The 23,229-nt window shown below is 61.9% G+C and carries 17 protein-coding genes; 7 read left to right on the forward strand and 10 right to left on the reverse strand.

Annotated elements, in window-relative coordinates; all coding sequences use genetic code 11:
• Positions 1–75: 75 nt before the first annotated feature.
• Positions 76–642 (reverse strand): MarR family winged helix-turn-helix transcriptional regulator, encoded by a 567-nt coding sequence (locus L5014_RS11900; RefSeq protein WP_238463820.1) that lies wholly within the window; start codon positions 640–642, stop codon positions 76–78.
• A 346-nt stretch (positions 643–988) separates the two neighbouring features.
• Here L5014_RS11900 and typA point away from each other — a divergent pair, with 346 nt between their 5' ends.
• The 6 genes from typA (at position 989) to L5014_RS11930 (ending at position 10,780) form a co-directional block, all read left to right on the forward strand.
• Positions 989–2,815, forward strand: coding sequence for a translational GTPase TypA (gene typA, locus L5014_RS11905; protein ID WP_238463821.1), 1,827 nt, complete (start codon positions 989–991; stop codon positions 2,813–2,815).
• Between the two features lie 338 nt (positions 2,816–3,153).
• The gene (locus tag L5014_RS11910) at positions 3,154–6,018 is read left to right on the forward strand and encodes a 2-oxoglutarate dehydrogenase E1 component (protein ID WP_238463822.1); all 2,865 of its coding nucleotides are present in this window, start codon (positions 3,154–3,156) and stop codon (positions 6,016–6,018) included.
• 122 nt (positions 6,019–6,140) lie between these two features.
• A complete protein-coding gene (odhB, locus tag L5014_RS11915) occupies positions 6,141–7,412 on the forward strand; it encodes a 2-oxoglutarate dehydrogenase complex dihydrolipoyllysine-residue succinyltransferase (RefSeq protein ID WP_238463823.1) in 1,272 nt (423 codons plus the stop codon).
• A gap of 99 nt (positions 7,413–7,511) precedes the next feature.
• Complete coding sequence (gene lpdA / locus L5014_RS11920) at positions 7,512–8,942, forward strand: dihydrolipoyl dehydrogenase (protein ID WP_238463824.1); 1,431 nt, start codon at positions 7,512–7,514, stop codon at positions 8,940–8,942.
• 118 nt (positions 8,943–9,060) lie between these two features.
• Complete coding sequence (gene zapE / locus L5014_RS11925; RefSeq protein WP_238463825.1) at positions 9,061–10,158, forward strand: cell division protein ZapE; 1,098 nt, start codon at positions 9,061–9,063, stop codon at positions 10,156–10,158.
• 151 nt (positions 10,159–10,309) lie between these two features.
• Positions 10,310–10,780 (forward strand): transposase, encoded by a 471-nt coding sequence (locus L5014_RS11930; protein WP_238463826.1) that lies wholly within the window; start codon positions 10,310–10,312, stop codon positions 10,778–10,780.
• A 160-nt stretch (positions 10,781–10,940) separates the two neighbouring features.
• Here the strand turns inward: L5014_RS11930 and L5014_RS11935 are convergent, their stop codons facing one another.
• The 7 genes from L5014_RS11935 to L5014_RS11965 form a co-directional block, all read right to left on the reverse strand.
• On the reverse strand, positions 10,941–11,426 hold the full coding sequence (locus L5014_RS11935) for a DUF2147 domain-containing protein (RefSeq protein ID WP_238463827.1): 486 nt from the start codon (positions 11,424–11,426) through the stop codon (positions 10,941–10,943).
• Between the two features lie 220 nt (positions 11,427–11,646).
• A complete protein-coding gene (locus L5014_RS11940) occupies positions 11,647–13,374 on the reverse strand; it encodes a ShlB/FhaC/HecB family hemolysin secretion/activation protein (RefSeq protein WP_238463828.1) in 1,728 nt (575 codons plus the stop codon).
• A gap of 273 nt (positions 13,375–13,647) precedes the next feature.
• Complete coding sequence (locus tag L5014_RS11945) at positions 13,648–14,988, reverse strand: collagen-like triple helix repeat-containing protein (RefSeq protein WP_238463829.1); 1,341 nt, start codon at positions 14,986–14,988, stop codon at positions 13,648–13,650.
• Positions 14,989–15,679: 691 nt separating this feature from the next.
• A complete protein-coding gene (locus L5014_RS11950) occupies positions 15,680–16,669 on the reverse strand; it encodes a YncE family protein (RefSeq protein ID WP_238463830.1) in 990 nt (329 codons plus the stop codon).
• 36 nt (positions 16,670–16,705) lie between these two features.
• Complete coding sequence (locus L5014_RS11955) at positions 16,706–17,869, reverse strand: porin (RefSeq protein ID WP_238463831.1); 1,164 nt, start codon at positions 17,867–17,869, stop codon at positions 16,706–16,708.
• A 307-nt stretch (positions 17,870–18,176) separates the two neighbouring features.
• On the reverse strand, positions 18,177–19,577 hold the full coding sequence (locus L5014_RS11960) for an alkaline phosphatase family protein (RefSeq protein WP_238463832.1): 1,401 nt from the start codon (positions 19,575–19,577) through the stop codon (positions 18,177–18,179).
• 20 nt (positions 19,578–19,597) lie between these two features.
• Complete coding sequence (locus L5014_RS11965) at positions 19,598–20,143, reverse strand: hypothetical protein (protein WP_238463833.1); 546 nt, start codon at positions 20,141–20,143, stop codon at positions 19,598–19,600.
• A 377-nt stretch (positions 20,144–20,520) separates the two neighbouring features.
• Here L5014_RS11965 and L5014_RS11970 point away from each other — a divergent pair, with 377 nt between their 5' ends.
• The gene (locus L5014_RS11970; RefSeq protein WP_238463834.1) at positions 20,521–21,693 is read left to right on the forward strand and encodes a TIGR03118 family protein; all 1,173 of its coding nucleotides are present in this window, start codon (positions 20,521–20,523) and stop codon (positions 21,691–21,693) included.
• Between the two features lie 53 nt (positions 21,694–21,746).
• On the opposite strand, the gene L5014_RS11975 is transcribed toward L5014_RS11970, so the two are convergent.
• Together L5014_RS11975 and L5014_RS11980 are read right to left on the reverse strand one after the other, a co-directional pair.
• Positions 21,747–22,163: a plastocyanin/azurin family copper-binding protein gene (locus L5014_RS11975; protein ID WP_238463835.1), complete on the reverse strand. Its 417-nt coding sequence runs from the start codon at positions 22,161–22,163 to the stop codon at positions 21,747–21,749.
• Positions 22,164–22,374: 211 nt separating this feature from the next.
• A complete protein-coding gene (locus L5014_RS11980) occupies positions 22,375–23,199 on the reverse strand; it encodes an IclR family transcriptional regulator (protein ID WP_238463942.1) in 825 nt (274 codons plus the stop codon).
• Between the last annotated feature and the right edge of the window lie 30 nt (positions 23,200–23,229).

Below are 23,229 nucleotides of genomic sequence, written 5' to 3' on the forward strand. Positions count from 1 at the left end.
TGGCCTGAGAAAGTGAAGTAATGCTGGACGTTGCAGCTATTTTTTTGTGCAGCGCACTCAAATTTACTTGCCCCGTCATGAATTGGACGGCGGATTTTGCCCGGCGCTATGGCTACCACTCGGGTTACCACTCGGGCCAGCACACGAACTTGCATTCTGTCCGGCGTTCTGGATGGCTTCGCAGCTATTGGAAAGAACCCGCCGCAACATGCTCTTCAGAAAGCCGATTTCCTCGGGCGTGAGACCCTGCGAGAGCTGCTCGGTCACGCTCGTGAAGATCGCCGGCATGCGTGCGGCGATGGCTTCGCCCTCGGGCGTGAGCGCGAGGCGCACGGCACGGCGGTCCTCGGAGCTGCGCACGCGTTTGAGCAGGCCGCGCTTTTCCAGCCGGTCGACGAGGCGGGTCACCGCGCTCGCGTCGATGCCGTACTCGCGCGCCAGCTCCGCTGCGAGTACGCACTTGCCGCTCGCCACCATGAACAGCACGCTGGCTTGCTGGCTCGTTACGCCGAGCTCGGCAACGGTGCGCTGGGTGATCAGGTTCGACATCGTCGATTTCACCCGCGAAATGAGGTAGCCAACGCTTTCGCCAAAGTCGTAATTGCGAACTTCGGGTGGCGGCATGGGAGTCGGATCCGTCATGTTTCTGCTGCGACTGCAATGATTGACCAGGCAGGGATTATAGGAGTCGTTAGTTGACGCGGCAAGGGATTATTGTGGCTGGGCGGAGAAACCTTTGCCGGATAGGGTTTAATCGGTCGGGATGCGCCCCGGCGCACTCCGACGCGCCCGGCCATGTCTTCGACGCGTCCCTGAGTATGAGCACGATCAATTCATTTGCACGTGCTATAATTTCAGGTTCCCAAAAGTGCGTCATACGCGACGTCTGCTCGCGACGCCCGGCCGGAGTGCCGGAAAGCGTTGAAGACCGTTGTGCGAGCCCGCTGTCGAGCTCATGCGGCGCACCCAACTGAGTACCCAGGTTCCTATGTCCCGCGCCCTTCGCAACATCGCCATCATTGCCCACGTCGACCATGGCAAGACTACTCTCGTCGACCAACTGCTGCGCCAGTCCGGCACCTTCCGTGACAACCAGCAGGTCGCCGAACGCGTCATGGATTCGAACGACATCGAAAAAGAGCGCGGGATCACGATTCTCGCGAAGAACTGCGCGGTCGAGTACGAAGGCACGCACATCAACATCGTCGACACCCCGGGGCACGCCGACTTCGGCGGCGAAGTGGAGCGCGTGCTCTCGATGGTCGACTCGGTGCTGCTGCTCGTCGACGCCGTCGAAGGCCCGATGCCGCAAACGCGCTTCGTCACGAAGAAGGCGCTCGCACTCGGCCTGAAGCCGATCGTCGTCGTCAACAAGATCGACCGTCCGGGCGCCCGCATCGACTGGGTGATCAACCAGACCTTCGACCTGTTCGACAAGCTCGGCGCGACCGAAGAGCAGCTCGACTTCCCGGTCGTGTACGCCTCGGGCCTGAACGGCTACGCGTCGCTCTCCGCCGATGCGCGCGAAGGCGACATGCGCCCGCTGTTCGAGGCGATCCTCGAACACGTGCCGGTGCGCGACGCCGACCCGGAAGGTCCGCTCCAGCTCCAGATCACCTCGCTCGACTACTCGACCTACGTCGGCCGTATCGGCGTGGGCCGCATCAAGCGCGGCCGCATCAAGCCGGGTCAGCCGGTGGCGGTGCGCTTCGGCCCGGAAGGCGACGTGATGAACCGCAAGATCAACCAGGTGCTGTCGTTCAGCGGCCTCGAGCGCGTGCAGGTCGAATCGGCCGAAGCCGGCGACATCGTGCTGATCAACGGCATTGAAGACATCGGCATTGGTGCGACCATCTGCGCGGTCGATACCCCCGAAGCCCTGCCGATGATCACGGTGGACGAGCCGACGCTCACGATGAACTTCCTCGTGAACTCGTCGCCGCTCGCGGGCAAGGAAGGCAAGTTCGTGACGAGCCGTCAGATCCGCGACCGTCTCACGAAGGAGCTGAACCACAACGTCGCGCTGCGCGTGAAGGACACCGGCGACGAAACCACGTTCGAAGTGTCGGGCCGTGGCGAGCTGCACCTCACGATCCTGATCGAAAACATGCGCCGCGAAGGCTACGAGCTGGCCGTGTCGCGTCCGCGCGTGGTGCTGCACGAAGTCGACGGCGTGAAGCAGGAGCCGTACGAAATGCTGACGGTGGACGTCGAAGACAGCCACCAGGGCGGCGTGATGGAAGAGCTGGGCCGCCGCAAGGGCGAAATGCTCGACATGGCTTCGGACAGCCGTGGCCGCACGCGCCTCGAGTACCGCATTCCGGCCCGTGGCCTGATCGGCTTCCAGGGTGAGTTCATGACGCTCACGCGCGGCACGGGCCTGATGAGTCACGTGTTCGACGCCTATGGCCCGATCAAGGAAGGCACGCTCGGCGAGCGCCGCAACGGCGTGCTGATCTCGCAGGACGACGGCGCCGCCGTTGCCTACGCGCTGTGGAAGCTGCAGGACCGCGGCCGCATGTTCGTGAAGCCGGGCGACGCGCTGTACGAAGGCATGATCATCGGCATTCATAGCCGCGACAACGACCTCGTCGTGAACCCGATCAAGGGCAAGCAGCTCACCAACGTGCGCGCCTCGGGCACCGACGAAGCTGTGCGCCTCGTGCCGCCGATCCAGATGTCGCTCGAATACGCAGTCGAATTCATCGACGACGACGAACTCGTGGAAGTCACGCCGCAGTCGATCCGTCTGCGCAAGCGCCATCTGAAAGAGCACGAGCGTCGCCGCGCAAGCCGCGAAGCCGGTGCCGAGTAAGCGCGCTGTTGTCGATTTTTTGCGCACCGCAATGCAAGTAAGAAGCCAGGAAAGCCGCCTCTTTGTGGGCGGCTTTTTTGCGTCCGGTAACAATTGTGTTGCGATGCGTAAAGGGTGTGTTGCAAATGCCGCAAAGGCCCGTCTGCAAAGGGTTTGCGTGTGCGCTCGTGACGCATTGCAATCTATGGCGGGTATCGCTTCTGTGATATCCTCCGCGGATGCATGATTTAGGTCCTTCCAAGCAGACTTGATTCGCAATCCGCTAAACGGTCAGGCCGTGGCGCGGAAGGTTGAGTAACCCGCTATTTCTCGAGAAACTCGAAGAAAGGTGAGCGTAAATGTCGGAAACGATGAAGCAGTTCCAGCTGAACTCCTACCTGTTCGGCGGCAATGCTCCGTATGTCGAAGAGCTATACGAAGCATATCTTGATAACCCCGCGTCCGTTCCGGACACGTGGCGCCAATACTTTGACGCACTGCAAAACGTGCCGTCGTCGAGCGGCACGACTGACAACGATATCGCCCATGGGCCGATCGTCGAGTCGTTTGCCCAGCGCGCCAAGGCCAATGCGTTCATCCCGCGCGGAGGTGGCGAAGATCTCGCCACGGCGCGCAAGCAAGTTTACGTTCAGTCCCTCATTGGTGCTTATCGATTCCTTGGCTCGCAATGGGCCAATCTCGATCCGCTGAAGCGCCGCGAGCGTCCGAATATCCCCGAGCTCGAGCCCGCGTTCTACGACTTCACCGAAGCCGACATGGACGAGACGTTCAGCGCCACGAACCTGTATTTCGGTTTCGAGCGCGCGTCGTTGCGCGAGATCGTCAAGGCACTGCGCGACACGTATTGCGGCACGATCGGCGCCGAGTACATGTACATCAGCGATCCTGAGCAAAAGCGCTGGTGGAAGGAGCGTCTCGAGTCGATCCGCTCGACGCCCAACTTCACGAACGACAAGAAGAAGCACATCCTTCAGCGCCTGACGGCCGCCGAAGGCCTCGAGCGCTTCCTGCACACCAAGTACGTCGGCCAGAAGCGCTTCTCGCTCGAAGGCGGCGAGAGCTTCATCGCTGCGATGGACGAAGTCGTCCGTCATGCGGGCGCCAAGGGCGTGCAGGAAATCGTGATCGGCATGGCCCACCGCGGCCGCCTGAACGTGCTGGTGAACACGCTCGGCAAGATGCCGTCGGACCTGTTTGCCGAATTCGAAGGCAAGCACGTCGACGACCTGCCGGCAGGCGACGTGAAGTACCACAAGGGCTTCTCGTCGGACATCGCGACCGAAGGCGGTCCGGTCCACCTGTCGCTCGCGTTCAACCCGTCGCACCTCGAAATCGTCAACCCGGTGGTCGAAGGCTCGGCCAAGGCCCGTATGGATCGCCGCGGCGACGACAACGGCCTGCAAGTGCTGCCGGTGCAGATCCACGGCGACGCGGCTTTCGCGGGCCAGGGCGTCGTGATGGAAACGCTGAACCTCGCGCAAACGCGCGGTTACGGCACGCACGGCACGCTGCACATCGTCATCAACAACCAGATCGGCTTCACGACCTCGGACCCGCGCGACGCGCGTTCGACGCTCTACTGTACCGACGTGGTCAAGATGATCGAGGCGCCGGTTCTGCACGTGAACGGCGACGATCCGGAAGCGGTCGTGCTGGCGATCCAGCTCGCGGTCGAATTCCGCATGCAGTTCCACAAGGATGTCGTGGTCGACATCATCTGCTTCCGCAAGCTCGGCCACAACGAGCAGGACACCCCGGCGGTCACGCAGCCGCTCATGTACAAGACGATCGCGAAGCACCCGGGCACCCGTGCGCTGTACGCCGAGAAGCTCGTGCAGCAGGGCGTGATCACGGCTGAAGACGGCGACAACTACATCAAGGCCTACCGTGCCGCGATGGACGAAGGTCACCACACCATCGACCCGGTGCTCTCGAACTACAAGAGCAAGTACGCGGTGGACTGGGTGCCGTTCCTGAACCGCAAGTGGACCGACGCCGCCGACACGGCCGTGCCGCTGGCAGAGCTCAAGCGTCTGGCCGAGCGCATCACCACGATCCCCGAGAACTTCAAGGTTCACCCGCTGGTCGAGCGCGTCATCAACGACCGCCGTGCGATGGGCAAGGGCGAGTCGAAGCTCGACTGGGGCATGGGCGAGCACCTCGCGTTCGCCTCGCTGGTCGCTTCGGGCTACGCCGTGCGTCTCACGGGCCAGGACTCGGGCCGTGGCACGTTCACGCACCGTCACGCTGTTCTGCACGACCAGAACCGTGAGCGCTGGAACGACGGCACGTACATCCCGCTGCAGAACATTGGCGAGAACCAGGCAAGCTTCACGGTGATCGACTCGGTGCTCTCCGAAGAAGCAGTGCTCGGTTTCGAGTACGGCTATTCGACGGCTGAGCCGAACACGCTCGTCGCGTGGGAAGGCCAGTTCGGCGACTTCGTGAACGGCGCGCAGGTCGTGATCGACCAGTTCATCTCGTCGGGCGAAGTGAAGTGGGGCCGCGTCTCGGGTCTCACGATGCTGCTGCCGCACGGCTACGAAGGTCAGGGTCCGGAGCACTCGTCGGCACGTATCGAGCGTTTCCTGCAACTGTGCGCCGAGCACAACATGCAGGTCGTTCAGCCGACCACGCCGGCGCAGATCTTCCACCTGCTGCGCCGCCAGATGATCCGCCTGTTCCGCAAGCCGCTCATCATCTTCACGCCGAAGTCGCTGCTGCGTCACAAGGAAGCCGTGTCGGATCTGTCCGAACTCGCGAAGGGCACGTTCCAGCCGGTCGTCGGCGAAGTGGACGACAGCATCGACGCGAAGAAGGTCAAGCGCGTGGTCGCCTGCTCGGGCCGCGTGTACTACGACCTCGTGGCGCATCGCCGCGAATCGAAGTCGAACGACGTCGCGATCATCCGTATCGAACAGCTCTATCCGTTCGCGCACAAGCAGTTCGAAGCCGAGCTGAAGAAGTACGACAACGCGACCGAAGTGGTCTGGGTGCAGGACGAGCCGCAGAATCAGGGCCCGTGGTTCTACATCGAGCACCACCTGAAGGAAGGCATGAAGGAAGGCATGAAGCTCGCGTACAGCGGCCGTCCTGCTTCCGCCTCGCCGGCCGTCGGCTACTACGCGAAGCACTATGAGCAGCAGAAGTCGCTGATCGAAGGTGCGTTCGGCCGCCTGAAGGGCGCGCAGGTCGCGAAGTAAGCACATAGAGCGAATCGAACCGGGAAAGCGCGACCTTATAGATCACGCGCTTTCCCGCGCTCAGGTGCGCGGACCGGTTCGTTACACGGGGTGGTCCCCGATAAAGTATTCAGGAAAATCACATGGCTATCGTAGAAGTCAAGGTCCCTCAGTTTTCGGAGTCGGTGTCGGAAGGCACGATGCTGCAGTGGAAGAAGAAGCCGGGCGAAGCAGTTGCCCAGGACGAAGTCGTCATCGAGATCGAAACCGACAAGGTCGTGCTCGAAGTGCCCGCGCCGGCTGCCGGCGTGCTGGCCGAGATCGTGGTGGGCGACGGCGCAACCGTCGCGAGCGAACAGTTGATCGCGAAGATCGACACGGAAGCCAAGGCTGGCGCCGCTGCGGCTCCCGCTGCTGCTGCCGCCCCGGCTGCTGCTGCACCCGCAGCCGCACCGGCCGCCGCTGCTGCCGCATCGGGCTCGAGCAGCACCATCGCCTCGCCCGCAGCGAACAAGCTGATGGCTGAGAAGGGTCTCTCGGGCGGCGACGTCGCCGGCACGGGCCGTGACGGCCGCATCACCAAGCAGGACGTGCTCGGCGCGGGCGCGCCGAAGGCCGCTCCCGCAGCCGCGCCGGCCGCCCGGCCCGCCGCTGCCGCGAAGCCCTCGCTGCCGCAAGTCAGCGCGCCGGCATCGGCTGCGAACTGGCTCAACGACCGTCCGGAACAGCGCGTGCCGATGTCGCGTCTGCGTGCGCGTATCGCCGAGCGTCTGCTCGAGTCGCAGCAAACCAACGCCATCCTCACGACGTTCAACGAAGTGAACATGGCGCCGGTCATGGACCTGCGCAACAAGTACAAGGACAAGTTCGAGAAGGAACACGGCGTGAAGCTCGGCTTCATGTCGTTCTTCGTGAAGGCGGCGGTTCATGCGCTGAAGAAGTTCCCGCTCGTGAACGCGTCGATCGACGGCAACGACATCGTCTACCACGGCTACTTCGACATCGGTATCGCTGTCGGCTCGCCGCGCGGTCTGGTGGTGCCCATCCTGCGCAACGCAGACCAGATGAGCCTCGCCGACATCGAGAAGAAGATCGCCGAATTCGGCCAGAAGGCCAAGGACGGCAAGCTCTCGATCGAGGAAATGACGGGCGGTACGTTCTCGATCTCGAATGGCGGTGTGTTCGGCTCGATGCTCTCGACGCCGATCATCAACCCGCCGCAGTCGGCGATCCTCGGCGTGCACGCCACCAAGGAGCGCGCGGTGGTCGAGAACGGCCAGATCGTGATCCGTCCGATGAACTACCTCGCGATGTCCTACGACCACCGCATCATCGACGGCCGCGAAGCCGTGCTGTCGCTGGTCGCGATGAAGGACGCTCTGGAAGATCCGGCTCGCCTGCTGCTCGACCTGTAAGCGTAGTTCGTCTAGTACCCAGTCTCACACTGAGCGTCGCGCGCGCGGATTCCGGAAGCCGGACTCCGCGCGCCGCGCTCATGTATCGAAAGGATAACCATGTCCAAAGAATTTGACGTCGTCGTGATCGGCGCCGGCCCCGGCGGCTATATCGCGGCGATCCGCGCCGCGCAGCTCGGCAAGTCGGTTGCGTGTATCGAAAAGTGGAAGAACCCGGCCGGCGCGCTGAAGCTCGGCGGCACCTGCCTGAACGTGGGCTGCATTCCGTCGAAGGCGCTGCTCGCTTCGTCCGAAGAGTTCGAGAACGCCGCGCATCATCTCGTCGACCACGGCATCAGCGTGGGCGACGTGAAGATCGACGTCGCGAAGATGCTCGAGCGTAAGGAAGGCATCGTCGAGAAGATGACCAAGGGCATCGAGTTCCTGTTCCGCAAGAACAAGATTACCTGGCTCAAGGGCCATGGCAAGTTCACGGGCAAGACTGACGCCGGCGTGCAGATCGAAGTGTCGGGCGAAGGCGAAGCTGAAGTCGTCACGGCGAAGAACGTCATCATCGCGACGGGCTCGAAGGCACGTCATCTGCCGGGCATGCCGGTCGACAACAAGATCATCGCCGACAACGAAGGCGCGCTCACGTTCGACTCCGTGCCGAAGAAGCTGGCCGTGATCGGCGCAGGCGTGATCGGTCTGGAGCTTGGCTCGGTGTGGCGCCGTCTCGGTGCCGACGTCACGGTCCTCGAAGCGCTGCCGGAATTCCTCGGCGCCGCCGACCAGGCGCTCGCGAAGGAAGCCGCGAAGCTCTTCAAGAAGCAGGGTCTCGACATTCACGTCGGCGTGAAGGTGGGCGAAGTGAAGGCCACCGACAAGAATGTCACGATCAACTACACGGACAAGGACGGCAACGCGCAAGTGCTCGAAGCCGACCGCCTGATCGTGTCGGTTGGCCGCGTGCCGAACACCGACAACCTCGGCCTCGAAGCGATTGGTCTGAAGGCCAACGAGCGCGGCTTCATCGACGTGGACGACCACTGCCGCACGGCAGTGCCGAACGTCTACGCGATCGGCGACGTGGTGCGCGGCCCGATGCTTGCGCACAAGGCCGAAGACGAAGGCGTGCTGGTCGCGGAAGTGATCGACGGCCAGAAGCCGCACATCGACTACAACTGCATTCCGTGGGTGATCTACACCGAGCCGGAAATCGCATGGGTCGGCAAGACGGAGCAGCAGCTCAAGGCCGAAGGCCGCGACATCAAGACGGGCCAGTTCCCGTTCATGGCGAACGGCCGCGCCCTTGGCATCAACAAGTCGGACGGCTTCGTGAAGATGATCGCCGACGCCAAGACCGACGAACTGCTCGGCGTGCATATCATCTCGGCCAACGCATCGGACCTGATCGCGGAAGCCGTGGTGGCGATGGAATTCAAGGCTGCCGCCGAAGACATCGGCCGCATCTGCCATCCGCACCCGTCGCTGTCCGAAGTCATGCGCGAAGCGGCGCTCGCCACCGACAAGCGCGCGCTCAACATGTAATGCGCACGGGCAGGGCGGCCGGCTTTTTATGGCCACCCTGCCTCGCAGTACCATGCATCACGTACAGAGGCGGGTGGGCTCGGGCCCTCCCGCCTCTCTTTGTTTGCGGCCCAGAAAAATGAACGTCACCGAATACTACGAAAACGAACTGCAGAAGCGGGGATACAAACCCGATGCGGCCCAGCATGCCGCCATCGACCGGCTGCAGCGGTGCTACGACGAGTGGGTCGCGTACAAGGGACGCCGCTCGAATGCGTTCTGGAAGCTCATCAACCACCCGGACTTGCCGCGAGGCGTCTATATGTGGGGCGGCGTGGGCCGCGGCAAGAGCTTCCTGATGGACAGTTTCTATGCGGTCGTGCCGTTGCAGCGCAAGACGCGTCTGCATTTTCACGAATTCATGCGCGAGGTGCACCGCGAACTCGAAGAGCTCAAGGGTCAGGCCGATCCGCTCGACGAACTCGCACGGCGCATCGCGAAGCGTTATCGCCTGATCTGCTTCGACGAATTCCACGTCTCGGACATCGCCGACGCGATGATTCTTTATCGTCTTTTGGACGGGCTCTTCAAGAACGGCGTGCAGTTCGTGATGACCTCCAACTACGATCCCGACTTGCTCTATCCCGACGGCTTGCATCGCGACCGCATGCTGCCCGCAATCGAACTCATCAAGGAAAAGTTGGATGTCCTGAACGTCGATGCCGGTATCGATTATCGCCAGCGCACGCTCGCGCAGGTCGAGGTCTATCACACGCCGCTCGGCGCGGCCGCGGACAAGGCGTTGCGCCACTCGTTCGCGGAGCTTGCGGCGGTGCCCGACGAAAGCCCGCTGCTGCGCATCGAAAAGCGCGAACTCAAGGCATTGCGCAAGGCGGATGGCGTCGTCTGGTTCGACTTCGCCACGCTGTGCGGCGGCCCGCGCTCGCAGAACGACTACCTCGAGCTCGCGAGCCGTTTTCACGCCGTGATTCTCTCCGGCGTGCCGCAGATGACGCCGCGCATGGCGTCCGAGGCGCGCCGCTTCACATGGCTCATCGACGTGTTCTACGACCACAAGGTGAAGCTGCTGATGTCGGCCGCCGTGCCGCCCGAGGATCTCTATCCCGAAGGGCCGATGGCCAACGAGTTCACGCGCACGGTTTCGCGCATCGTCGAGATGCAGTCGAAGGAGTATCTCGAGACGCCGCGCCGCATCGTCGATACGGCGCTCACCTGAACCGCGCGGGTTTGTCGTCCCGAAAAATACGGCTATCGCATCACAAAATCACCTCCGGATTCGCTTTTTCAAGATTCGGACTCGTCTGATAGGGGCCGCTGGGTCAAGTCGATATCTTTAGTCAGGACAGGTTCTGACAAAGGAGTAGACCATGACCCCCCATCGCGATATTACCGAGGAAGAATGGCAGCGCGTGATGCCGCTGCTGCCAGAACTGCGCCCGCGCTCGGAAATGCGCGGCCGTCCGCTCGCCAACACCCGTTCGGTGCTCAACGGTGTCTTGTGGGTCATGTATAGCGGCGCTACGTGGTCGGCCATGCCGCGCCGCTACCCGTCCTATCAAACCTGCCATCGTCGCTTCAAGGCCTGGCACGACGAAGGTGTTCTCAAGCGCGTGATGGCCGAGCTCTTCGGCGAAGAGGGCGTCGCGCTGTGCGACATGATCGAATCGCGCATGCGCAAGCATCTGAGCCGTGCCGAAAAGGCCGCCGCGCGCGTTCAGGAAGGGGTGCCCGGGTTGCCCGGGTTGCCATCAGCTACGCGCAATTCGCCGTTCAGCCCCGCCACGCCCGGTGTGCCACAGCCGCTCAGCTATCGCTCGGTGTACCGTCACACGGCTTGATCGAATCGGGCGCCGGGATTGAGTATCCGGGCGCGCGTCTGAGCGCATTCTCTTGAGCGCATCGTGCGCACCGGAGACGCCTGCCGAGGCCGCCTTGTTGCAAGGCGGCCTTCGCATTTTTGGGCGCTCGTGCTTGCGTGTGCTTGTGCGTGCTTGTGCGTTACTGCTGGCGTACCCACGTCTGCGACCGGCCCAGCAGCGAAATCCCCAGATAACCGCGCACCACCAGCTTCTGGCCACCGTCTTCGGTGTGCATCTTGCAGCGGTACACCTTGCCGTTCTCGGGGTCGAGAATGTGCCCGCCATCCCATTCGCTGCCGGCCTGCTTCATGTCGTCGATGATCGTCATGCCGAGAATCCGCTGGTCCTTGCGTGCGTCCGTGCATGCCGTGCAGCGGCGGTCGGGTTGGTCGTTCGCTCCCAGTCCCTTGATGATTTTGCCGCTGAGGCCACCGCTGCCGTCCTCGCTGATCTGCACGAGCGCCTTGGGTTGCCCGCTGTGATCGTCGATCGTCTGCCAGACGCCAACAGGCGAGTTCGACTGCGCATGAGCGGCAATGACGCCGCCGAGCAGCGCACCGGCCAGTACGAATTGACGCGCCGCGCGGGCGGCGAATGAGTGAGTGCGGCTGTTGAGTTGAAACATGTGTCTTCCTCCACTGATGTTTATCGCTATGTGTCCGCAGGATACGCGAAAGCGCTTCGCGCGCTTGCGAGGAGAAACTCTAGTCGGCAGGCACGGGCGCAGTGTGCACGCGCCGTGCCTGGTGGGTCGGCTGGCTGATCAACGGATTGAGCGATGGACTGAGCGATGGACTGAGCGGCGCGCGCCATTTTTCGATTCAGCAGCAGCGCAGAAGCTCCGATCAATTGAGCTGATACGAGAACGTGGCATTCACACGTGGGCTGCGCGACGCGCTTTCGATGGGCGCATCGGCCAGCGCCTTGGCCACGGAGAGATCGAGGCTGTAGTGCTTGCCGTCCGTGATCCGAAAACCCGCCGAGGCCGACGAAAGCCGTGAAGGCGAGGGCGTGCCCGCGTGCAGATACACCCGCGCCATGTCGAACGAGACGTAGGGTGTGATCGACTGCAACCACACGTTGCCCAGCTTGAACGGATGATTGAGTTCGAGCGCGAAAGCCCAGCCCGAATCGCCCGATGCCTCGCCGGGTTGATAGCCCGCCGCGAAGCGCTGTGCGCCGAACGAAATTTGCTCCGAGGTCGGCAGCGTATTCGGGCTGAATTGCCCCGTTGCCGCGACGGCCGTGCCGAAGCCCATCGGCCAGTCGTTGCTCTGCGAAAACGAGGCATTGGTGCGCACGAAATTCAGCGACACGGGATTTTGCAGCGCGAGCCCGGGAATATTCGTTTGCGCTGATTTCGACGCGCCGAGAATATCGAAGGCCTTCGCCACCGCGATGCTCGCCTTGCGTACCTGGCCCGGCTTCGCGTCGGTGTAATCGGCTTGCAGTTGCAGCACGCGAACCTGCGAGCTCAGGCCGTATTGCAGCCCGTTGATGGTGTTGTGGTAGCGGTCCTCGTCGTGCGACGCGTAGACACTCGCGGTGCCGACGAGGCTGCGCGTATTGCTCAGCAGCAGCGGATACGAGAGCGAGCCCATGAGCTTGTCGCTGATGACGGTGCGCTCGACGTAACCGGGCAGGCCCGGATTGTCGACGGGGTTGCCGCGATAATGCGAGGCGTCGAGCTTCGCCGTGAGGCCGTCGCTCGCGATGGGCACGGCCGCATGCGCGGCGAGATACGTGACGTTGTCGCGGCCTTTGGGCAGCAGCGCCGAAAAGCTCAACTGCTCGCCAAACGGCGTGAGGCCGTTCTCGGTGAGCGTAATGAGACCCTGCACGCCCGGGTGATTGAAATCGATGCCGGTGCTCACGTTCAAGGGCTTGTGCGTGGCGTCGAGTTCGAGCGTGGTGGCGCCGTCGGTGGTCGTGGGCGGTGGCACGTTGGCCTTCACCGTGAGGCCCGGCAGCATGCCGAGCACGTTGATATAGCGCTGGAACGTAGCCGTGCGCAGTGGCCGGTCCTCGACGATGTGCGCGGCGATCGCGCGCATCTTGCCTTCGAGTGCGCCGGGCTTGCCGGTGACCTTTACGTCTTTCACATAGCCTTCGACGACCGTGATGCGCACCACGCCGCCCGCGAAATCCTGTGCGGGCACGAACGCGAACGAGAGCGCGTAGCCGCGGTCCTGATAGAGCTTCGTCACGCCATTGGCCGTCTCGATGAGCTGGCCGATTGTGATGTCGTGATTCGCGAGGGGCGTAAAGCGTTTGGCGACCTCGTCGAACGGAATCGATTTGACGCCTTCGACCTTGAAGGTGGTCGGCGTGATGTGCGTGGCGAGCAACTGCTGGAGGGCAGGCGTTTGCTGCTGCACCTGCACGGTGACGTTGGGCGCCTTCTTGGGCGCGTTGATTTGCGGCAGGGCTTCTAGCGGGTTGCCGCCCTGCGGAGCGCCGCCCGGCACATTAGCCGCCACTGGACGGCTCTGTTGCGCGACCGCCACCCCGGTCAAACCGATGCTCGCGATGATCCCCACCGTGGCGAGCACGGCCCATTCTGCGCATTTCATTGAATTCCCCTCGACTTGTCGGGCGACGCGCGCCGGTTGCCTGAACCCTCCGGCGCGGTCGTCTCTTCGTGCCGCCTTGCTGGCGGTTTTTATGCGATTCCCTGATTGCCTGGGTTTTTTATTGCTATGGATTCCGTACTATACGGCGCTGTATTGCCGGGCTTTGCACGACGCGGCGTTCCTCTCCAAACGCTGCGTCGTACATGGCCGATCTCGCACGTCGATGGTCGTTGAGCGTGGTCTCGCAGATACGCTGCAACGCGTGTGCAACGATTATTTCCTGGTGCCGAGCAGGCTGCCGCTGAGTGACGTGAGGCTGCTGAGCAGGCCGGCCGAGTTGCTGCCGGAGCTGTCGCCGGTCAGCGAAGTGAGCGCGAGGCTGGGCGCGGTGTTACCCGTGCTCGCTGTGCTGGACGTGCCAGTGGTCTTGACACCGGCGCCTAGCGCCGCGCCGGCGGCAACACTGCCCACGGCGCCCGTTACCGTGCCGACGGCGCCCGAGACGAGGCTCGCACCGACACCCGCGCCGGCTCCAACGCCGATAGCCGTGCCGCCGCCGGTGGTTCCGCCCGTCGTGCCGCCCAGGATGCCCGTGACCGGAGCGAGCGACCCGCCTGTACCGCTCGCGCTGCCGCCAGTCAGCAGATTCCCTGTGCTGGCAACGGTCTTGCCCGTATCGGCGACGAGATTGCCCGCGCCAGTCGTGACGGGATTCGCGCCGCCCGTTTGCGCGACCAGCGTGCCGGTTTTCTGGATGTCGCCGCCGAGTGTTTGCAGCAGGCCAGCGACCGGCGCACCGACGCCCGTCGTGTTACCCACCGTCTGCGTAGTGGCGGCAAGCGTCGACGTGATGGGCGTGATGGTCGAACTCAGTTGTGCCGTGGACTGCTGCACCGGGCCCTGCGTGAATGCGCCCGTGAGCGAGTCGCCCGTGCCGGTGACGGCGGTCCCGATCGAGCTGACCGTCGTGCCAACGGGCGTCGTGACGGCGGCGAGCGGCGTAAGCGGGCCACTGCCGAGACTCGTGACGAGTTGACCTGAACTGGTGACGGCCTCGCCCGTGTCGCTCACGACGCCGCCCGTGCTTGCGAGCGTGGTGCCAATCGGATTGCTGCTCGTGCCAAGCTGGCCGAGCCCCTGGGAAATACCATTGCCGAGCGTGGTCACCGCGTCGCCAAGATTCTGGACGACGCCTCCCGCGGCCTGTGTGGTTTGCGGGCTCACGCCAGGCAGTGTTTGCGCAGCGATTGTGCTGCCGACGCCTGAGACGGTCGAGCCCGCGTCGCTCACAACGTTGCCGCCGGGCTGCACGACCTGGCCTACGGCGTTGGCCGCGACGGCTGGGCCGACGTTGCCTCCCGTGTTGTTGCCGATACCGCCGTTATCGCCGGTGGTCGTGCCGCCGTTGGCCGCCGAGGTGTTAGAGCCGCTGCCGCCGCCACTGCCGCCGTCGGTGCCGGCTCCGCCGGTCGTCTGCAAGTCGCCACTGCCACTGCTGCCGGTGCCGCTGCTGAGCGAGCCCGAACCGCCGCAGGCGGTCAGCGAAAGCAGTGTGGCAACGGTCGTGGCAATGACTGTCAAACGTGCGGCTTGCGCAATGCGCTGTTTGTCCATGGTGTTTCCTCCTCTCCGAAAAGGTATTGGCCCGGTTTATGCGCTGTTGTACTGCGCGGCATGCAATGCAATTGCCGTGTTTCAATTAATGAATTTTTGAGCGCCTGTGTTTCGTTTTTAGTTTTTATAGAGCATTGAAGAAGGGCTCTCAATGGTTAACTTTTTGAATTGACAATATTTAAAGTTTTTAAGCCGAGAAAAATCTGATTTGCATATTCTCGGTGGATTCAAGCGCAGCAACGTAGCGCGTTGCTGGTGGTGGTTGTGCGAGCAACGGCCTGAAATGGGTTCATGCAAGGGGGGATAATGCTCGATAAAACAAATAAGAATTCTCATTCTATGTAGCGAGTAGACAGCTAAATGGTTGAGTGGTATTGGGCTGCCGTTCCAATGAAAGATGGAGTCGCATTTCGGACTGGGACCCACTAACACGCGGACAAGATGCGCGGATGACCTGTGCCAGAGAGATTCCTGGCGTTCCGGTATTTCGACGCGATCGGGTCATGCACGAAGTGCAACTAACCGTCCACCCGCCCAGCGCCCTTCGTTACGCCGGTTCCCGGCGCAACCACACATCGACGTCATTGAATCAATGCCGCTCACGGCATTCGCGCGGCGCAGCGGGGCTTCGTATTGCCCGCTGCGCCGCGCGTTGCGCTTCATTCAGGAAAATGATCTGCTGCCGCCAGCATCAGGCAAGAGCGAACACGTCCACCTTGTTGCTCTCGTTCCGATAGACGAACAGGCGATGCGTGCCGGGGTCGATGGTCAGCGTATGCGTATTCTTCTCGGAAGGTATCTCGGCAACGACCTTGTTGCTGTCGAGATCGATCACTTCCACGACGCCCGATTTGTCACCCACGAACGCACGCCGCGCCCCTTCGTCGATCGTCGTTTGATCGACTTTATCCTTGACCGGAATCGATGCAACGACGTTGCCGGTTTCCCCGTCCAGTATCACGACCTTCTTGTCCGTCGAGCCAAGGAGGAAATGGTTCGTGCGGCTGTCGTAGACCATTGGCTTCGCGCTGCCGTGGATACCCGCGTCCCATGTCGCCACGACCTTGTGCGCGACCGGGTCGATGACGTCGACCAGATTGTCTACCGGCTGGAAGATCTTCCGTTTCGAGCCCACGTACAGCCCGACATCGGGACCGTCTTTCGCCGGGTCCGGTGACAGGCGGAAGTGAGCGACCGTCTTGAACGGCGCTGCGGCACTGAAGAACGTTGCGTCGTTGCTATCCGTGGTGGTCAGCACGGTGTTGGTTGCGGGATCGAATACGGCGCCGTTGGGGCCTTTACCCTGGGGCTTTAGCGTCGCGACTTTCTTGAAGCTTTTCTTGTCGATGACGACGGTCTGATCGTTGCCATTGTCCGAAAGGAACGCGTATTGGGTCGTGAGCGCGATGCCGTTGCCGTCCTTGATGTCCGGGATCACATGCTTGATGTCGAGCGATTGTGCATCGATCACGACCACATTGTGATCCGGCGACTGCGATATCCACACCGTGTGCGTGAGCGGATCGAACGTGGTCCAGTCTCCATGTCCCCCCTGGGTGCCGGGCAGGTCGATCGTCTTGACGAGCTTGTATTGCGTATCGGCATTCGCGCTCACAAGCGTGAGCGAGCCGACCATGCCTGCAATTGCGAGCGATATGGCTTTAGAGCGAAGTTGCATCATCTTTCTCCATTAGAGGAATCGAGGCGAAACGGCTATCTAGAACTTGTGAACGATGCCGGCCACGACGGAAACCTGGTTGGGCGTGCTGGAGCTCGAAGTCAGGTCGCCGACTGCGCCAGTGGCGGGAACGATCGACTCGCCGTCGCTGCTGAAGGTCGTGCCGTTTGCGTGCGCGTAACCGGCCGCTGCGTAGAGCGTGGTCGTCTTGGACAAGCTGTAGGTCGCGCCCGCTGCAACGGAGTGATAATTCGCCGACGATGCACCGCTCGAATGCGTGTACGTATAGCCGACCGCGAGCAGCACGAACGGGGTTGCCTGATAGCCGAGTGAAGCGGCTCCGGTGTTATAGGTTTCGGTTCGATTGAACGCCGCGAATTGCGTATAGGGCTTGTACTGCGCGTTGCTGTAGCGAATGTTCGCGGTCAGCGAACCGATCACATACTGGGCTGCAACGTGAAAAATCTGGCGCGATCCGACCATGGGAATTGCGTCGAAGAGCGGGGTGACGGAATTATTCTGAATCAGGTCCGAAGTGCCGCCCGCATTGACGTCGTCATTTTTCGCGAAGAGATAGCCGGTAGCAAGGCTCAACCCGCCATTGTTATAGGCCGCGGCGGCTGAGAACGTCTCGCCTGAGGACGGGCTGCCCGCGACACCGCCGAGCGCGTAAAGCAATTCGACTTGAAGCCCGCCGAGGACGGGGCTCGCGTATTTGATCGCATTGCTGACGCGGATCGAATTGTCGTTGTTGTCCGCGTCGCCGGGTGTCGTGAAGGTGGGCCCGTAGCTGTCGGCGGTAATGCCCTGCACCAGGTCGACAGTCGGATCGTACTGGCGACCGAACGTCAATGTTCCCAGCGATTGGCTGTCGAGGCCGACGAAGGCCTGTCGCCCGAATTCCCGGCCGCCTTGACCCAGCCTTCCGGTATTGATATTGAAGCCATTCTCGAGTGTGAAGATCGCCTTCAGTCCGCCGCCAAGATCTTCACCGCCTTTCATTCCCCACTTGTTGGCCGCCAGATCGGCGCCTTGCAACTCCACCAGCGATCCGTTGCCGACGTTGTTGTAGTAGGCGATCGACTCATCGAGTGTTCCGTAAAGCGTGACGCTGCTCTGCGCGTAAGTGCTACACGACAGGGCGAGCATCGTGGTGCCGAGCGCACTCGATGCGACGAGTCGTCGTTTCGAACAGTTCTTCATGCATGTCTCCGTTTGTTATTTGAAAGCATTGATAATTAATTCGGATTTCGAATTAATTAGAGCGATTCGATTGTCTTTCGGGAACGGTCCACCTGATTCGCGAGCCCGTACCGGGCTGCGTCGACGCTGAGGGGTAGGCGAAGGATGAGGTAAAAGAAATTTATATGAAAGTTTATTTTTTTTATGGAATGCATCCAGACTGCCGAATGGTCGACAGCGTTATGAAAGTTTCGACCCGGCAGGTTTGGGCAGTGTCTGCGGGGTTGGGTGCATTACGGCGGCTTACACCCACTGGCCGCGGCTATGGTTACGCGCCGCCGTAAGTGGATTGCACAGGCCAGTTCAAATTGTTGAAAGCGGTCGCACTGCGATTGAGCGTGGCCACTGTCGCCGGAGGGGCAACGGGTAGCGCCGAGGGGCAAGCGTGAATGTCCGCGGATTTGCGTGGCTGGCTTAGCGTCAGGATCGAGGAGAAGTCCATGGCGTTGGCAAAGCGCGCGGTATTGAGGAGCGGAGATGCGGTACGGCGGGTGACCAGTGCGAGCGTCTTCGCGATTGAAAGATGGTCGTAAAACGTATGGTCGATGGTTGCCTGCTTGACATACGGCGAGATGACCAGCGCCGGAACGCGCACGCCAAAGCGGTCGAAGCGGAACCCGCGCCTGGTGAGCGGGGTTGGGGCAGTGGGTGACAGCGCCGGCATGCCGGGGACTTTTCCCGGCTCGGGAATGACATGATCGAAGAACCCGCCATGCTCGTCGAAGACAATCAGAAGCAGGCTTTCCTCCCAGTACGGCGAATTGAGAATCGCGTTGTAGACACGCTCTATCAGTTGCTCGCCGTTGCGCACGTCCCCGCACGGATGCATCGACTCGCCATTGCGAAAATTGCCGGCCGGATCGTAGGTAGGCTCGATAAATATAAAACTGGCATCCACCTGCTGGCTCGCCAGCATCGAAAACAAGTCCGAGTGTTTAACGAAGCGCGAAGGCGATGCATCGACGCCCTTCAACGCCCATGACTGTGGCGTGTCGCCATGCGCGACCAGCCATTCCGCCGGCGTCAACCGGGTGAGCAGCGAGTCCGAGCCGGTGCCGAAGCGCGAGCCGTCAAAGACCGTCGACGCTATGGTTGCCGCGCTGCTCGGCGAATGATCGAGTCCCCATGAGGTGCCGGCGAGAGCAAAGAAGCGGTTCGGCCAGGTAGGGCCGGGCATCGACGCGAACCATCGATCACAGACGGCAAACTGCTGCGCCAGGAAGTTGAGTACCGGAAGCTGATCGGGCGTAAAGCAGCGCAAGGCCGTCGCGACATCGTAGCCGTATGCATCGAGGTCGTAGCCGAAACCGGATGCCGTGGGATCCGCGGCCATCGGCGGATAGGCGCCGTTGGGAAGGCTGGCCGTATCGTGAATGATATTCGCGAGGTAGGGCTTGGCATGGGCCTCGCCGCACAGTTGCACGAGTGTGTCCGTGAACTCGTGGCCGGGGTCGAAGGTCAGCCGGAATGGCGCGCCTTGAGCGACCGGATAGCTTCTGCCGTGCGCGTCGCCGATATTGAACGTTGGCTTGCCGAGCAACCCGTCCGCCACGGTTGCAGTGCCTTGCGGCGTCCAGCCACGCAGGTCCGACCATCCGAAGATGTTGTCGTAGGAGCGGTTCTCCATCATCAACACGAACATCTTCTTGATTTGCTGAAAAACCGGCATGGCTTGCTCCGCGTGCGCGATTAGTTAAGTGCGCTTGCAGCCTTGTTCACACCGTAAGGGATGAACAGGGTGGCGCCCGATGCGAAGAATGCCCAGGCGGAGTTTGCCATATCAATTCTGCCGCCCGAGCAAAGCTGCCAGATAACATAAAAGCCGACGCCGATAAAAAATGTGCCGAGGATGATGGTGCCAAACAAGGCGATGAGTCGCGAAGAGCTGGGGACCATTGGGGGAAGTTGTCCTGCTGCTGGCTGCGGGGTGCCTTCGGGTAGAGAAGCTTCCTCGGATAGCGCAAGCGCGAGGCTCCATTTCTGCACGCGTAGCGACTTGATCACAATGATCAGGCTGACGAAAAGCAGGACGGACATACCGATCAGGATGACGATTTTCAGGGTGTACGGCAAGCATTGGGCCCCCTGGCAGTCGGGGATATTGGGTGGGACGGTATTGTCGGCCATGGCGATGCATGATGCAGTGAGAAGCCATGCGGTAGCGGCGATCTGCATCGCGCGATGCACCAGGTTTATTGGAGTTCTTTCCCCTGGATTTCTTTCTCTGTTATTCATTGATGTTCTCCTGGTCAAGTCGCTAGCTTGCTGAGAAATTTTTATTGCCGATGTTTAATATCTTTTCGATGCCTTGATAACTGGGAATGAGCGGTCGTCCTCCGCGATCCTACGCTTATGGCAAACCTGTGCCAATGGAACGGTCCAAAGCAACCCAAAAATCATAATTCCCAAACACCCCGCCAGAAATTTTCAACTATCCAGACGGAATATCCACACACCCCATCCGTTACCTCATCCCCACTTTTATCTACCCAGTTCAACCATTGCGGCCACCCAGGATCCCCACACACAATAAACCCCTCACGGCAGGAATAAACTTCATCTCCCCCTCGTTGAATGACCGTCAGGGCATGTAGAGCACAAGGAGTACGGTCATGAAGTCTCTACCCGACGTATTCGGCGCCGCAGCCTGCGCCGCGGCCATCGCGACGCTCGTATCCTGCGGCGGCGGCTCCGGTTCGAACAATGCGAATCCACCCGTCCAGACGTCGTTTGCTGTGACGGCCCTCGTGTCCGATGGCGCGGTATCCGCCGCGCATACCGATGCGAATCTAAAGAACCCATGGGGCGTCGCCTTCAATCCGAAAGGTTTCGCCTGGGTTGCCGACAATGGCACCAATGTCGCGACGCTCTATGACGGCAACGGCGTGCCGCAACCGCTGGTTGTCACCATACCCAATGGCAAGAACGGTTCGGCATCGCCCACGGGCATTGTCTTCAACGACACACAAAGCTTCACCGTCACGGAAAACGGCAAATCCGGCATCGCGGCGTTCATCTTTGCGGGCGAGGGCGGCACCCTCACTGCGTGGGCGCCCGTCGTCGGGCCGACCAGCGCGTTCGTCATGTACGACGACGGCACGGGTGGCGCCGTGTACAAGGGTCTCGCGCTCGCCACGACGAACGGCAATAGCTTCCTTTACGCGACCGACTTCCATAACAACAAGATCGACGTATTCAATACCTCCTTCAAGAAGGTCGCGATGCCGGGCACCTTTACCGACCCGGCGATTCCGGCCGGTTTCGCGCCGTTCGGCATTCAGGCGATCGGCTCGAATCTGTTCGTCACGTATGCGATGCAGGACTCAGCCAAACATGACGATGTCGCGGGCTCGGGACTCGGCATGGTCGATGTGTACGACACCGCGGGCAACCTGAAGCAGCGCTTCGCGTCGGGCGGCCGGCTAAACGCGCCTTGGGGCATTGCGCACGCGCCCGCTAACTTTGGCTCAATGAGCGGCGCGATACTGATCGGCAATTTCGGCGACGGCACGATCAATGCATTCAATGCATCGAGCGGCCAGTCGATGGGACCGCTCAATGGAGCGAACGGCAGTCCGATCGTCGAGCAAGGCGTGTGGGGTATCGCGTTCGGCAACGATCTCAGCAATCAACCTTCCAGCACGTTGTTCTTCGCAGCGGGGCCGAATGATGAAGCCGATGGCGTCTACGGAAGAATCGATCTGAACAAGCCGCCGATCCCAGCCACGACCACGGGTTCGGGCACCGGCTCAAGCACGGGCGGAGGGACGAGCGTCGGCATGTAGCGTTGCCCACGCAATGGAATGCGGCCGTTCCCGGTGCGGGAACGACCGTATTCTCACGGTGTGACGGTGAGCGAGGAATGCATGCCCATGGCATAGTGGCCTGGCTTGTTGCAAACCAACACATAGCGACCGGGCGCAAGTTTGATGGTCAGGCGCTTGCTCGCGCCCGGTGAAACGTCCTCGACTTCGCCCATTTTCTTGAACTTCTGCTCGGGCACCTGGCCATTGCGAACCGGAAGCGCGTTGTCGGCCAGTGTCGTTTTCAATACCACCAGTTCGTGCACCAGCTTGTTGCCCGCAGCGTTGTGGACGTCAAATGTCACGTTTCCCGCTTTCACCTCGCCGCTATCCAGATGAATCGCGTTGGATAGCAACGTCGTGTTGATGACTTGCTGTGCACTGCTGTAACAAGGGCTCCCACAGAGCGTTGCCGCGCCGATTAGCATCGCCGCGTGATGGAGAGGTTTCATGGCTGCACCAGATAGAGTCGTGGCTTGCCGCACTTGAGCCGGCCGTTTCGCACTATTGCGCATGACCTGTGCCCGTCCGAGCCGCCATGCACGCGCTGGCGCATCGCACCTCGCGCGGCAAGCGCCATGTCATCTAAACGGCTTGTGTGCCTGATCTATTCCAGAGCGATCACATTGAAATAAAAAAGGACCTCTGCCGGGCGCGGCGTAATCAGTGCGCCGAAACAGGCCCGAGGCGCGCGGCGATCGTACGGCACGCGGCGAGCAGCGGCTCGATATAGCTGCGCTTCGCGTCGGCCTGGCGCCGGAACATCGGCATGCTGACGCTGATGCAGCCCACGGCGCGGCCGTCCGCACCGAGAATCGCTGCGCCATAGCACCAGATCGATTGTTCGTTCTCCTCGCGATCCTCGGCGTAGCCGCGTTGCGCGGTGAGGGTGATTTCCTCGCGGATCGCGTCGAGGTCCGTCATCGTGTGCTCCGTGTAGCGCACGCGCGGCGCTTGCAGGAGCAGCGGCTCGCGCTCGGCGGGCGCGAGCGTCGCGAGCCACGCCTTGCCGACCGAGCTCGATGTGAGCGACACGCGCGTGCCGATGCGCGAGGCCATGCGCACGGCATGCGGGCTTTCCAGTTTTTCGATGTAGACCATTGCGCCGTCGCTGGGCACTGCGAGGTGCACCGTTTCGAACGTGGTGTTGCGCAATTCCATGAGTGCGTCCACGGCGGCGATGCGCAGATCGGACCGCTCCCAGCTACGGCTCGCCAGGCTCACGAGCCGCGGCCCGAGCGCGAAGGTATTGCCGCCGCCTTGCGGAACGACGAGCCCCTCGGCCTGCAACGCCGCGACGATGCGGTGCACGGTCGGGCGCGGATAGCCGCTCGCGGCCGCGAGCTTCGCGACGTTCGGCGGCGCGTCGGCATCGGCAATCAGTTGCAGGACGGCGATGAACTTCGAGAACGCGGCGGCGCCGGCGACGGTTTTGGCGTCGCCGGGCTGCGGGGTGAGAGCGGAATCGTTGGAATCGGTGGCGGACATCGGCAGGCTTGCGGGCATCACAATCGCGTC

Origin of the sequence: Paraburkholderia tagetis (genome assembly GCF_022213065.1) — a bacterium.
GTDB lineage: Bacteria > Pseudomonadota > Gammaproteobacteria > Burkholderiales > Burkholderiaceae > Paraburkholderia > Paraburkholderia tagetis.

What these genes read in the sequence shown, in the direction of transcription:
- L5014_RS11970 (WP_238463834.1), top strand. Translation starts at nt 20,521, where the DNA reads ATGAAGTCTCTACCCGACGTATTCGGCGCCGCAGCCTGCGCCGCGGCC.
- L5014_RS11940 (WP_238463828.1), bottom strand. Translation starts at nt 13,374, where the DNA reads ATGAAATGCGCAGAATGGGCCGTGCTCGCCACGGTGGGGATCATCGCG.
- L5014_RS11975 (WP_238463835.1), bottom strand. Translation starts at nt 22,163, where the DNA reads ATGAAACCTCTCCATCACGCGGCGATGCTAATCGGCGCGGCAACGCTC.
- lpdA (WP_238463824.1), top strand. Translation starts at nt 7,512, where the DNA reads ATGTCCAAAGAATTTGACGTCGTCGTGATCGGCGCCGGCCCCGGCGGC.
- L5014_RS11950 (WP_238463830.1), bottom strand. Translation starts at nt 16,669, where the DNA reads ATGATGCAACTTCGCTCTAAAGCCATATCGCTCGCAATTGCAGGCATG.
- L5014_RS11945 (WP_238463829.1), bottom strand. Translation starts at nt 14,988, where the DNA reads ATGGACAAACAGCGCATTGCGCAAGCCGCACGTTTGACAGTCATTGCC.
- L5014_RS11955 (WP_238463831.1), bottom strand. Translation starts at nt 17,869, where the DNA reads ATGAAGAACTGTTCGAAACGACGACTCGTCGCATCGAGTGCGCTCGGC.
- odhB (WP_238463823.1), top strand. Translation starts at nt 6,141, where the DNA reads ATGGCTATCGTAGAAGTCAAGGTCCCTCAGTTTTCGGAGTCGGTGTCG.
- L5014_RS11960 (WP_238463832.1), bottom strand. Translation starts at nt 19,577, where the DNA reads ATGCCGGTTTTTCAGCAAATCAAGAAGATGTTCGTGTTGATGATGGAG.
- L5014_RS11935 (WP_238463827.1), bottom strand. Translation starts at nt 11,426, where the DNA reads ATGTTTCAACTCAACAGCCGCACTCACTCATTCGCCGCCCGCGCGGCG.
- L5014_RS11910 (WP_238463822.1), top strand. Translation starts at nt 3,154, where the DNA reads ATGTCGGAAACGATGAAGCAGTTCCAGCTGAACTCCTACCTGTTCGGC.
- L5014_RS11900 (WP_238463820.1), bottom strand. Translation starts at nt 642, where the DNA reads ATGACGGATCCGACTCCCATGCCGCCACCCGAAGTTCGCAATTACGAC.
- typA (WP_238463821.1), top strand. Translation starts at nt 989, where the DNA reads ATGTCCCGCGCCCTTCGCAACATCGCCATCATTGCCCACGTCGACCAT.
- L5014_RS11980 (WP_238463942.1), bottom strand. Translation starts at nt 23,199, where the DNA reads ATGTCCGCCACCGATTCCAACGATTCCGCTCTCACCCCGCAGCCCGGC.
- L5014_RS11930 (WP_238463826.1), top strand. Translation starts at nt 10,310, where the DNA reads ATGACCCCCCATCGCGATATTACCGAGGAAGAATGGCAGCGCGTGATG.
- zapE (WP_238463825.1), top strand. Translation starts at nt 9,061, where the DNA reads ATGAACGTCACCGAATACTACGAAAACGAACTGCAGAAGCGGGGATAC.
- L5014_RS11965 (WP_238463833.1), bottom strand. Translation starts at nt 20,143, where the DNA reads ATGAATAACAGAGAAAGAAATCCAGGGGAAAGAACTCCAATAAACCTG.